The sequence below is a fragment of the Nioella sp. genome, assembly GCF_964229645.1.
In the GTDB taxonomy this organism is placed as follows: Bacteria; Pseudomonadota; Alphaproteobacteria; order Rhodobacterales; family Rhodobacteraceae; genus Nioella.
Window position 1 is genome coordinate 19,221 of record NZ_CAXREX010000080.1, and the last position, 11,707, is coordinate 30,927.

At 67.6% G+C, this 11,707-nt stretch carries 14 protein-coding genes; all 14 read left to right on the forward strand.

Annotated elements, in window-relative coordinates; translation table 11 throughout:
• Positions 1-28: 28 nt before the first annotated feature.
• Positions 29-613, forward strand: a complete 585-nt coding sequence (locus ACEQXV_RS05450) for a hypothetical protein (protein ID WP_370252546.1) — start codon at positions 29-31, stop codon at positions 611-613.
• Positions 610-939 (forward strand): head-tail adaptor protein, encoded by a 330-nt coding sequence (locus ACEQXV_RS05455; protein WP_370252545.1) that lies wholly within the window; start codon positions 610-612, stop codon positions 937-939. Before ACEQXV_RS05450 ends, ACEQXV_RS05455 begins: the two co-directional genes overlap by 4 nt.
• Positions 936-1,346, forward strand: coding sequence for a DUF3168 domain-containing protein (locus tag ACEQXV_RS05460; RefSeq protein ID WP_370268220.1), 411 nt, complete (start codon positions 936-938; stop codon positions 1,344-1,346). Before ACEQXV_RS05455 ends, ACEQXV_RS05460 begins: the two co-directional genes overlap by 4 nt.
• A gap of 52 nt (positions 1,347-1,398) precedes the next feature.
• Complete coding sequence (locus ACEQXV_RS05465; RefSeq protein ID WP_370254271.1) at positions 1,399-1,815, forward strand: phage major tail protein, TP901-1 family; 417 nt, start codon at positions 1,399-1,401, stop codon at positions 1,813-1,815.
• Positions 1,816-1,818: 3 nt separating this feature from the next.
• A complete protein-coding gene (locus ACEQXV_RS05470; protein WP_370268221.1) occupies positions 1,819-2,133 on the forward strand; it encodes a gene transfer agent family protein in 315 nt (104 codons plus the stop codon).
• Positions 2,130-2,336 (forward strand): rcc01693 family protein, encoded by a 207-nt coding sequence (locus tag ACEQXV_RS05475; protein ID WP_370254264.1) that lies wholly within the window; start codon positions 2,130-2,132, stop codon positions 2,334-2,336. Before ACEQXV_RS05470 ends, ACEQXV_RS05475 begins: the two co-directional genes overlap by 4 nt.
• Positions 2,329-2,985, forward strand: a complete 657-nt coding sequence (locus ACEQXV_RS05480; protein ID WP_370254265.1) for a phage tail tape measure protein — start codon at positions 2,329-2,331, stop codon at positions 2,983-2,985. The genes ACEQXV_RS05475 and ACEQXV_RS05480 overlap by 8 nt, the downstream gene beginning before the upstream one ends.
• A gap of 13 nt (positions 2,986-2,998) precedes the next feature.
• A complete protein-coding gene (locus tag ACEQXV_RS05485) occupies positions 2,999-3,631 on the forward strand; it encodes a TIGR02217 family protein (protein ID WP_370254267.1) in 633 nt (210 codons plus the stop codon).
• A complete protein-coding gene (locus tag ACEQXV_RS05490) occupies positions 3,628-4,512 on the forward strand; it encodes a DUF2163 domain-containing protein (RefSeq protein WP_370254268.1) in 885 nt (294 codons plus the stop codon). The genes ACEQXV_RS05485 and ACEQXV_RS05490 overlap by 4 nt, the downstream gene beginning before the upstream one ends.
• A complete protein-coding gene (locus ACEQXV_RS05495; RefSeq protein ID WP_370254270.1) occupies positions 4,509-4,940 on the forward strand; it encodes an NlpC/P60 family protein in 432 nt (143 codons plus the stop codon). The genes ACEQXV_RS05490 and ACEQXV_RS05495 overlap by 4 nt, the downstream gene beginning before the upstream one ends.
• A 5-nt stretch (positions 4,941-4,945) precedes the next feature.
• Positions 4,946-9,406, forward strand: coding sequence for a glycoside hydrolase/phage tail family protein (locus tag ACEQXV_RS05500; RefSeq protein WP_370268222.1), 4,461 nt, complete (start codon positions 4,946-4,948; stop codon positions 9,404-9,406).
• Entirely contained in the window at positions 9,399-10,109 is a 711-nt protein-coding gene (locus tag ACEQXV_RS05505) for a DUF2793 domain-containing protein (protein WP_370268224.1), read from the forward strand. The genes ACEQXV_RS05500 and ACEQXV_RS05505 overlap by 8 nt, the downstream gene beginning before the upstream one ends.
• A gap of 90 nt (positions 10,110-10,199) precedes the next feature.
• A complete protein-coding gene (cysE, locus tag ACEQXV_RS05510; RefSeq protein WP_370268225.1) occupies positions 10,200-11,018 on the forward strand; it encodes a serine O-acetyltransferase in 819 nt (272 codons plus the stop codon).
• Positions 11,019-11,336: 318 nt separating this feature from the next.
• Positions 11,337-11,707 (forward strand): PLP-dependent cysteine synthase family protein (locus tag ACEQXV_RS05515; RefSeq protein ID WP_370268226.1); only part of this gene is annotated, 371 nt, incomplete at its 3' end.

Genomic DNA, 11,707 nt, shown 5'->3' on the forward strand with positions numbered 1-11,707 from the left:
AGGCAGTCTTTTTCGGAGAAATAACAACATGATGATGGTCGAAATGTCCTCGGTTTCCACCGCGCTTCTTCCCGTGACCGAGCTGACCGATCACCTGCGCCTGTCCTCGGGCTTTGCCGATGACGGAAGCCAGGATGCAGAGCTGGAAAGCTGTCTGCGCGCGGCGCTGGCGGCAATCGAGGCGCGCACGGGCAAGGCGCTCTTCCGGCGGGGATTCAGTTGGCATCTGAGCCACTGGCAGAACCCGCAGGAACAGGCGCTGCCTGTGGCACCGGTGGTGACGCTCGACAGCGTCAAGCTGGTGTCGCGGGCGGGTGCGGAAACGGTGCTGGACCCGCAGGCCTACAGCCTGCGCAGCGACAGTCACCGTCCGGCCATCGTGGCGACCGGCAGTTTGCCCAACCCCTCGACCGGCGGCTCGGTCGAGATCGAATTCACCGCCGGATACGGGCTCGACTGGCATGGCATTCCCGCCGATCTGCGCCAGGCGGTGCTGCTTCAGGCGGCCGAGTATTACGAAGCAAAGGGCACCGGCGAGGCGGGCATGGCCTGCGGTGTCGCGGTGTTGATCGAGCCCTATCGCTCGGTCCGGATGCGGGGGCTGAGCGGATGAACGGGCATCCGAACCTGACCCGCCGCCTGCTGCTGGAACGACCGCTGCGCACGCCGGACGGGGCGGGCGGCCAGCTGGAAGCCTGGCTTCCGCTTGGGCAGGTCTGGGCCGAGGTCATTCCACGCACCGGGCGCGATGCCGGGGGGCTGGCGCGCATGGGCTACCGGATCACCGTTCGCGCCGCGCCACAAGGCGCGCCGTCGCGCCCCAAACCGTCGCAGAGGTTCCGGGACGGGGCGCGGATCTATTCCATTGATGCAGTGACCGAGAGCGACCCGGGCGGGCGCTTCCTGGTCTGCTTCGCAACCGAGGAGGAGGGCACATGAGCTACGGTATGACAGCCGCCCTTCAGACGGCGGTCTACGGGCGGTTGAGCGCGGATGCGGGCCTGGCGGCGATCGTGGGCGGCAACGTCTTCGACGCGCTGCCCGAAGGCCCGCCGCCGTCGCTATATGTGACATTGGGCCCCGAGAAGGCGCGCGACCGCTCGGATGGGAGCTTTGGCGGCGCCGAGCACGACTTCAGCATCGCGGTGACCAGCAGCGTGGCCGGGTTCTACCAGGCCAAACAGGCCGCGGCAGCGATCTCGGACGCGCTGCTTGGCGCGCCATTGACGTTGGCGCGCGGGCGCGTGGGGCGGGTCCAGTTCCTGCGTGCGCAAGCGGCCCGGGCCGGGTCGGACAGGCGGATCGAGATCTGGTTCCGCGCCCGTCTGGATGAAGATGACAGCTGATTAACCAGCATCAGCTTTCCAAAACAACTGTCTGATTTGATTGGAGAATGAAATGGCGGCACAAAATGGGAAAGACCTTCTGCTGAAGGTTGACCTGGATGGCAACGGATCCTTCCAGACCTTGGCGGGGCTGCGCGCCTCGCGGCTGAGCTTCAATGCCGAAACGGTGGATGTGACCAGCCTTGAATCGACCGGCGGCTGGCGGGAATTGCTGGGTGGTGCGGGTGTCAAATCAGCCGCGATCACCGGCTCTGGCATCTTCCGCGACGAGGCGACGGATGAACGCGCCCGGCAGCTCTTTTTCGATGGAGAGGTGCCCGATTTCCAGGTCATCATCCCCGATTTCGGCACCGTCGAGGGCCCGTTCCAGATCACCGCGATCGAATATGCGGGCACCCATGACGGAGAGGCGACCTACGAGCTGTCGATGGCCTCGGCGGGGGCGCTGACCTTTACCGCGGCGCTCTGAGCCATGGCCAACCCCCATGCGGGCGAGGTGGCGCTGGTCGTCGATGGCAAGCGGCAGGTTCTGAAGCTGACCCTTGGCGCCCTGGCGGAACTGGAAGAGCAGCTGGAGGCCGATGGGCTGCCCGCACTGGTCGAGCGCTTCGAGGCGGGCGGGTTCCGGGCGCGCGACGTGCTGGCCCTGCTTTGCGCGGGTCTGCGCGGGGGCGGCTGGACCGGCGCGCCGGGGGATCTTGCGCGCGCCGAGATCGAGGGAGGCCCGCTGGAGGCCGCGCGGGTCGCCGCGCGTCTTCTGGTGCTGGCCTTCCGCCCGCCCGCATGAGCGAGCGGCCTTTCGACTGGCCCGGGCTGATGCGGGCCGGGATTCAGGGCTTGGGGCTGACGCCCGCGCAGTTCTGGGCGCTGACCCCTGCCGAATTGATGCTGATGCTGGGTGAGCCTTCTGCGCTTGCCCCGATGGGACGGGCGGGGCTGGAGGCCCTGGCCGCCCGCTTCCCCGATACGAAGGACAGTGGTGATGGATGAAGACCTGGACCGGTTCGATGCAGAGCTGGCCTCGCTGGAGGCGACGCTCGGCTCGGCCACGCAGATGGTGGCGACCTTCCACGGCGAGTTGCGGGCGATGCAGGACTCGATGCTTTACACCGGCCGAGAGGTGCAGGGGCTGAGCCGAAGTTTCGGAAGCGGGCTGAGACGCGCTTTCGACGGGGTGATCTTCGACGGCATGCGCCTGTCGGACGCGCTGCGCTCGGTGGCCCAGAGCATGGTGGACGCGGCCTACAATACCGCGATCCGCCCTGTGCAGAACGCGCTTGGCGGGGCCCTGGCCAACGGGGTCAATTCGCTGATGTCGGCGGTCTTGCCCTTTGAGAAGGGCGGCGCCTTCGCGGGCGGGCGCGTGACGCCCTTTGCGCGCGGCGGCGTGGTCAGCGGCGCGACCCCCTTTGCCATGCGCGGCGGGCTTGGGCTGATGGGCGAGGCTGGCCCCGAGGCAATCATGCCCCTGACACGTGGGGCCGACGGGCGGCTTGGCGTGCAGGCCCAGGGGGGCGGGCGCCCGGTTCAGGTCACCATGAATATCTCTACGCCCGATGTGCAGGGCTTCCAACGTTCGCAAAGCCAGATCGCGGCGCAGATGAGCCGCGCCCTTGCGCGTGGTCAGCGCAACAGGTGAGAGAGGCAACCCCATGACATTCCACGAAATTCGCTTTCCCGCGAGTCTGAGCTTCGGCTCGGTCGGGGGGCCCGAGCGGCGCACGGAACTGGTGCAGCTGGCCAACGGGTTCGAAGAGCGCAACACCCCCTGGGCCCATTCGCGCCGCCGCTATGACGCGGGGCTGGGCATGCGCTCGCTTGACGATATCGAGACGCTGATCGCTTTCTTCGAGGCCCGGCGCGGGCAGCTGCACGGGTTCCGCTGGAAGGACTGGTCGGATTACAAGAGCTGTGCGCCCTCCAAATCCCCGGGCTTTCGCGACTGCGTGATCGGCACGGGCGACGGCGAAACCCGCGCCTTTCAGCTGATCAAGACCTATCGGTCCGGCGACGAGGGCTATGACCGGCCCATCACCAAGCCCGTAGCCGACAGCGTGCGTGCGGGAGTCGACGCGGCTGAACTGGTGCGGGGCGTGCATTGGGAGGTGGACGAGACCACGGGTGTCGTCACCTTCACCGATGCGCCCGACGAGGGGGTGGAGGTGAGCGCGGGCTTCGAGTTCGACGTGCCCGTGCGTTTCGATATCGACCGTATTCAGACCTCGGTGGCCAGTTTCCAGGCGGGCGAGGTGCCGGACGTGCCCATCGTGGAGATCCGGGTATGAGCGCGGCGGGCTTCCAGGCGCACCTGGGCACAGGCGCAACGGATGTTGCGCGCTGCTGGCGGCTCACCCGGCGCGACGGGGTGGTGCTGGGCTTTACCGATCACGATTGCGCGCTGGCTTTCGACGGCACCCTTTTCCGCGCCGATACCGGGCTGACGGCCTCGGCGCTGAGCCAGTCGACGGGGTTGTCGGTCGATAATGGCGAGGCCCTGGGCGCGCTGTCGGATGCGTCGATCACCGAGGCCGATATCGAGGCGGGGCGCTTCGACGGGGCCGAGGTGGAGGCCTGGCTGGTGCAATGGAGCGCGCCGGAAAACCGGGTTCTGACCTTTCGGGGCACGATCGGAGAACTCGAGCGGCAGGCGGGCGGCTTCAAGGCCGAGCTGCGCGGGCTGGCAGAGGAAATGAACCGCAAGACGGGCCGGGTCTACCAGCGCGGCTGTTCGGCTGTTCTGGGAGATGGCGCCTGCGGCTTCGACCTGTCGACGCCCGGCTATGCCCATGAAGGCGCGGTGGATCGGGTTGGCGAGGCGCGGCTGCTGGAATTCGACGGGCTGGACAGTTTCGAGCCGCGCTGGTTCGAGCGTGGGCGGCTTCGGGTGCTGAGCGGGGCGGCAAAGGGGCTGGTTGCCGTTATTAAGAATGACCGTTTCGCAGCGGGCGTGCGCAGGGTGGAGCTGTGGCAGGCGCTGCGGGCGGAATTGGTGCCCGGTGACGTGGTGCGGTTGGAAGCAGGCTGCGACAAGCGCATGGAAACCTGTCGGCTCAAGTTCTCCAACCTGCTGAATTTCCGGGGCTTCCCCGATATTCCGGGCGATGACTGGGTGATGGCCTATCTCGGCCGCGGCAGTGCCGCGATGGATGGCGGGAGCCTGCGATGAGCCGGGCAGTCGAGATCGCGCGCGGCTGGATCGGCACACCCTACCTGCACCAGTGCTCGATGCGTGGGGCGGGGTGCGATTGCCTTGGGCTCTTGCGCGGGATCTGGCGCGAGATGCTGGGCCCCGAGCCCGAGGCGGTGCCCGCCTATAGCCGCGACTGGTCGGAACCCGAAGGTGAAGAACGGCTATGGGCGGCGGCGCTGAAGCATCTCGTGGCAAAACCGCTCGACCGGGAGGCGGCGGGCGACATCCTGCTTTTTCGCATGCGCGAGGGGGCGGTGGCCAAGCATCTAGGGCTTCAGGCCGGGACCGGCCAGGAAGCCAGTTTCATCCATGCCTATAGCGGCCACGGCGTGGTCGAGAGCGCCCTGACGCCGCCATGGGAGCGGCGCATCGTGGCGCGTTTTGCATTTCCCGAAAGGACCTGAACGACATGGCAACGATCCTTCTGTCAGCCGCGGGCGCGGCGATCGGCGGGCTAAGCTCCGGCACTGTGCTGGGGTTGAGTGGCGCCGTTATCGGGCGTGCTGTCGGGGCAACCCTGGGCCGGGTCATCGACCAGCGGCTGCTGGGGGCGGGCTCTGACGTGGTCGAGCAGGGGCGGCTCGACCGGTTTCGCATTACTGGGGCCTCTGAAGGGGCGAGTGTTGCGCGGCTCTTTGGCCAGATGCGCCTGGGCGGACAGGTGATCTGGGCCACCCGCTTCAAGGAACAGGTGACGGTGACGGGCGGCGGCAAGGGGGCGCCGCCCACCCCGCAGACCGCGAGCTACAGCTACAGCGTGAGCCTGGCGGTGGCACTGTGCGAGGGCGAAATTGCCCGGGTGGGCCGGGTCTGGGCCGATGGCTCGGAGCTGGCACGCAGCGATCTGACGATGCGCGTTTACCGGGGCACGCAGGACCAGATGCCCGACCCCAAGATGGAAGCGGTCGAGGGTGCGGGCCAGGTGCCGGCCTACCGGGGGGTGGCTTACGTGGTGATCGAGGACCTGGACCTGTCACCCTATGGCAACCGGATCCCGCAGCTGAGCTTCGAGGTGTTCCGCCCGGCGCGGCCCATGGGGCTGGATAGCCCGCCCCAGCCCTCGGAGGCCATCCGCGCAGTGGCGCTGATGCCGGGAACGGGCGAATACGCGCTGGCGACCACCCCGGTCAGCTATGGCCATGGTCTGGGCCAGGCCGAGAGCGCCAATGTGAACACCGCCACGGGCGGCACCGATTTCGAGGTGGCGCTGGAGGCGCTGGACGGAGAGCTGCCCAATTGCGGTGCCGTGTCCCTGATCGTCAGCTGGTTCGGCAACGACCTGCGGGCCGGCCAGTGCAGCGTGAAACCCAAGGTCGAGCAGTCCGCCGCAGATGGGATCGGGATGCCCTGGCAGGTCGCGGGTCTGACCCGTGCGACCGCCGAGGTCATCGCACAGGTCGAGGGCCGGGCGATCTATGGCGGCACGCCCTGCGACCGGTCCGTGATCGAGGCGATCGAAGCCCTGAACGCGGCAGGGCAGGAGGTGATGATCTATCCCTTCCTGCTGATGGAGATCCTGGACGGGAACGGGTTGCCCGACCCCTGGAGCGAGGCGGGCGACCAGCCCGCGCTGCCCTGGCGGGGGCGGATCACCGGGCAGAAGGCCCCGGGCCTTGCCGGATCGCCCGATGGCACGCCAGCGGCGGCGGCCGAGGTGGCGGCGTTCTTCGGAACAGCCTCGGCCTCTGATTTCAGCGTGAGCCCCGGTGCGGTCAGCTACGCGGGACCTACGGAATGGAGTTATCGCCGCTTCGTCCTGCACCTGGCCGCGCTGGCGGCTGCGGCGGGCGGGGTGGAGAGCTTCTGCATCGGGTCCGAGCTGCGCGCGCTGACGCAACTGCGCGACGAGAGCGGCTTTCCCGCCGTGGCACAGCTGATCGCCCTGGCCGCCGAAGTGCGCGCGCTGCTGCCAGATGCCAAGATTTCCTACGCGGCAGATTGGTCGGAATATTTCGGCTATCACCCGCAGGACGGCATGGGGGATGTCTATTTCCATCTCGATCCGCTCTGGGCCGATGCCAATATCGATTTCGTCGGGATCGACAATTACATGCCGCTCAGCGACTGGCGCGCAGGGCGTGCGCATGCCGATATCGGCTGGGATCGCATCCACAATATCGACTATCTCAAGGCCAATATCGAGGGCGGCGAAGGCTTCGACTGGTACTATGCCAGCCAGGAAGCGCGGGACAGCCAGCGACGCGAACCCATCACCGATGGCGCGCCGGGGTGGCGGCTGAGCGATGCGGTGGACAGCGCGCCTGCGGGCAACCTGGGCCAGTTCGCGCAATCCAGCCAGGTCAAGACCAGTAACGCGGTGTTCTCTGCCCGTGTGCGCCTGCCTGCCGTGCCGAGCGACGGCATGATCTGGGAACATGGCGGGGCGGCGACGGGTAGCTGGATGGGCGTGCGCGACGGGGGCACCGTGCTGCGCCTGCGCGGAGGCGATGGTTCCGGGGCCAAGACCGGATCGGATGGCAATACCGCCGTGCTGGATATCCCGGTGGCCGATCTGCCCTTCGACGGGCGCATTCATGAGCTGACCTGGCAATTGATGCCCAAGGCGCCGGGCCGCGTCCGGCTTTGGGTCGACGGACTGTTGCGGGGCGAGGCCGAGACGAGCGCAGGGGGGGCGATGCGCAGCGGTGCCTGGGCCGGGGGCGACCAGGGGGGCTTTCTGAGCGGGTCGTCCAGCGTCGTCGTGGGGGAGCCGTCCAATGACTGGCCCGAGGCCAGCGTGGGCGAGATTTCCTATCACGAAGACATCTTCGAGGTGGCGGGGTCCGAAACCTCCTTCGTCTATCGCTACAAGGATCTGCGCGGCTGGTGGTCCTCGGCCCATCACGACCGTCGTGGCGGGGTGCCGCTGATGAGACCATCGGACTGGCAACCGGGGCAGAAACCCATCCGTTTCACGGAACTGGGCTGTGCGGCGGTGGACAAGGGGACGAACCAGCCCAACCGGTTCCTCGATCCGAAATCCTCGGAATCGGGCCTGCCGCATTACTCGGACGGGCGGCGCGATGACCTGATCCAGATGCAATACCTGCGCGCGATGACGAGCTACTGGCTCGATCCCGACCGAAACCCGCTGTCCGGCGCATATGGCGGGCCGATGATCGACATGGATCACGCCTATGTCTGGGCCTGGGACGCGCGGCCCTGGCCGGCCTTCCCGAACGCGCGGGACACCTGGTCGGACGGCGAGAACCATGCGCGCGGGCATTGGATCACGGGCCGGATGGGGGCCAATCCGCTGGCGGAGGTGGTGGCCGAGATCTGCGAAGAGGCGGGCGTGGATCGCTACGACGTATCGGACCTTTACGGCATCGTGCGCGGGATCCTGTCGTCGGATGTGGAAAGCGCGCGGGCGCGGCTGCAACCGCTGATGCTGGCCCACGGCTTCGAAGCGGTGGAGGAGGGCGGCGCGCTGGTCTTCCGCTCGCGCAGCGGGCTGGTCGAGGCGCAGGTGTCGGCCGAGGCGATGGCGGTGGACGAAGACGGAGCCTCTGCCCCTCGCCGGACGCGAGCGCCGGAGGCCGAGCAGGTTGGCCGGGTGCGGATTTCCCATGTGGAGGCAGCTGGTGCCTTCGAGGCGCGCGTGGCCGAGGCGATCTTCCCCGATGACGGGGCCGACACGATCACCGACAGCGACCTGCCGATGGTGCTGACCGGGGCCGAGGGGCGCGGTATCGCCGAGCGCTGGCTGGCCGAAGCGCGGGTGGCGCGTGACCGGATCGCCTTCGCCCTGCCGCCCTCGCGCCGCGACGTGCGGGCGGGCACGGTTCTGGCGCTGAAGGACGGATCGGCCTGGCGGGTGGACAAGATCGAGGACCTGGGCGCGCGGATGCTGGAAGCGGTGCGTAGCGAGGCCGAGATCTACGAGCCCTCCGACACGGTCGAAGAGACGGTGAGCCTGCAACCTTTCGTGCCGCCGCTGCCGGTGACGCCCATCTTCATGGACCTGCCCCTGCTGAGCGGGACGGAACTGCCTCACGCCCCGCATATCGCGGTGGCTGCCGAACCCTGGCCCGGATCGGTCGCGGTCTATGGGGCCACATCGGACAGCGGCTATACGCTCAACCGACTGGTCGACACTGTGTCCGCGGTCGGGGTTCTGGACACGGCCCTGCTGCGTGCGACGCCCGGCACATGGGACCGGGGCCCTGCGTTTCGGGTGCGCATGAGCACCGGGGCGCTCAGTTCCGTCTCGACCGATGATGTGCTGAACGGGGCCAATGCCGCCGCGATCGGGCTGGGTAGCGATGGCCCCTGGGAGGTGATCCAGTTTGCCGAGGCCACGCTGGTTGGGCCTGACCTTTGGGACATCGGGCTGCGCCTGCGCGGGCAGGCGGGCACCGACGGGATCATGCCCGATGACTGGCCGCCCGGTGCGCTCTTCGTGCTGCTGGACGGGCGGCCCGGGCAGATCGAGTTGCCGCTCTCGGCGCGGGGGTTGCAACGCCATTACCGCGTCGGTCCGGCGGGAAAGAGCTATGACCACCCCGTCTATACCCACGAGGTGCTGGCCTTCGACGGTGCAGGTCTGCGCCCCTATGCGCCCGCCCATCTGCGCGCGCCTTTGGTCGGGGGGGACCGGCAGATCAGCTGGATACGCCGAACCCGGATCGACGGAGACAGCTGGCAGGGCACGGAAGTGCCGCTGGGCGAGGATAGCGAAGCCTACTTGCTGCGCATCCGCGATTCATCCGGCGTCAGGCGAGAGGCCGAACTGACGCCCCCGGGCTTCACCTATTCCGCCGCACAGCAGGCCGCCGATGGCACGGGCCTGCCATACACGATCGAGGTTGCGCAGGTTTCTGCCAGCTTCGGACCGGGACCCTTCACGAGGATCGAGATCAATGGCTGACACCACCAACCTGACCCTTCCGCTGCTGGCCGCGAGCCAGGCCCAGAAACATGTGACCGTGAACGAGGCGCTGACGCGGCTCGATGGCATGGTGCAGCTGACGCTGCGCTCCCGCAGCCTGACCACGCCGCCAGCTACCGTGCTGGAGGGCGAGTGTTTCGGCGTTCCGGCAGGCGCGATCAACGACTGGGCCGGCCATGACGGCGAGGTGGCCCAGTTCGCGAACGGTGGCTGGGTCTTCACCAGCCCGGCCCGCGGCTGGCGTGCTTTCGTGTCCGACACGGGCAGCCTCGATCTGCATGACGGCACGGGCTGGGTCGCGGGCGGGCAGAGCGCCAGCCCGGGCGGCGCGGGCGTGCAACTGCGCACGGTCGAGGCCGATATCCCCATTTCGGCGGGGCCCACGGTTGCCACGGGGCTGGTCTTCCCACCCCGCGCGATCGTGCTGGGCGTGACCGGGCGCGTCACCACCGCGATCACTGGGGCCCTGACCGATTGGCGGGCAGGCGATGCGGGATCGGACGCACGCTATGGTAATGGGCTGGGGCTTGCGCTCGACAGCTGGCTGGGCGGTCCGGCCGACCCGTTCGTGGTCTGGACCCCGACCGAGATCCTCCTGACCGGCAATGGCGGCGATTTCGCCGCTGGAGCGGTGCGCCTGGCCGCCCATTACCTGGAACTGGGCATTCCCGGACCGGCATAAGAAATCGTGAACCGGCGCATCAAGGGTTTCAACTTGGCCCGGAGGGCCTATCTGCGGTAGAAAGGGGAACGCGACCGCAGGAGGCCTTCCATGGCAAAGACCCGCACACATCTGGCCGAGCTCGACCCGGTCTGGAGCCGCATCACCCGCGAAGCCGAAGAGGCGGTGCGGGACGAACCGCTCTTGGGCGGGCTTGTGCATGGCTGTATCCTGCACCACGCCACGCTGGAGGCGGCGCTGGCCTATCGCATCGCGCAGAAGCTGGCCTCGGGCGAGATGTCCGAACAGCTGGTGCGCGAGATTGCCGATGAAGCCTATCGCGAAGATCCCACGCTGGGCGCAGCCGCGCGGGCCGATATCGTTGCCGTCTTCGACCGCGACCCGGCCTGCCACCGCTTCATCCAGCCGCTGCTGTTCTTCAAGGGCTTCCAGGCCGTTCAGGCCTATCGCGTCGGTCACTGGCTGTGGCAGCAGGGCCGCAAGGACCTGGCCTACATGCTGCAAATGCGCATCAGCGAGATGTTCGGTGTGGATATCCACCCGGCCGCCCGCATCGGCAAGGGCATCATGATCGACCACGCCCATTCCATCGTGATCGGGGAAACCGCCGTCGTGGGCGACAACGTCTCGATGCTGCATTCGGTGACGCTGGGCGGCACCGGCAAGGAAGAGGAAGACCGTCACCCCAAGATCGGCGATGGCGTTCTGATCGGGGCTGGCGCCAAGGTGCTGGGCAATATCAAGGTGGGCTGCTGCTCGCGCATTGCGGCGGGCTCGGTCGTGCTGCACGAGGTGCCGCCTGCGACCACCGTGGCCGGGGTCCCGGCCAAGATCGTGGGTGAGGCGGGCTGTGATCAGCCGTCGCTGTCGATGGACCAGATGGTGCAGGGCTGCGGCGGCAAGAGCTGACCCGCGAATCTGCCGTTATCCAGGGGCCCGTGCCGCATCGGCGCGGGCTTTTTTTGGTGCTTTCCAAAAAAACGCCCGTGAAACCAGGGGCTTCACGGGCAGTCCAACAGGGAGGGAGGGAAAACGGGAGAGGAGGAAATCAGGTCAGGGTGCAGGGTCTATCCATATGTCGGTTGAGGCTGTCGGGCCGTTCAATACATATACGTGTAATATATACACTATTATTCGTCAACCCCTTTCTTGTCACTTCTTGACCATGTGAATTGTTCCCCGGTCCAAACCCACCTAGGCTCTGCCAAGGAAAAGGGAGGATCGGCCATGACACGGCAGACCGAAGGGCGCGGACGCCTTTACGACAGCATTCTCGATACCGTGGGCGACACGCCCTCCATCCGGATCAACCGGCTCGCCCCCGAAGGGGTGGAGCTTTACGTCAAGGCCGAGGCCTTCAACCCGGGCGGATCGGTCAAGGACCGGCTGGCGCTCAGCATCATCGAAGCGGCGGAAGCCTCGGGCGCGCTGAAGCCGGGGCAGACGGTGGTCGAGGCGACCTCTGGCAATACCGGCATCGGGCTGGCCATGGTCTGTGCGGCCAAGGGCTATCCGCTGGTGATTACCATGGTGGAAACCTTCTCGGTCGAGCGCCGCCGCCTGATGCGCTTTCTGGGCGCCAAGGTGGTGCTGACGCC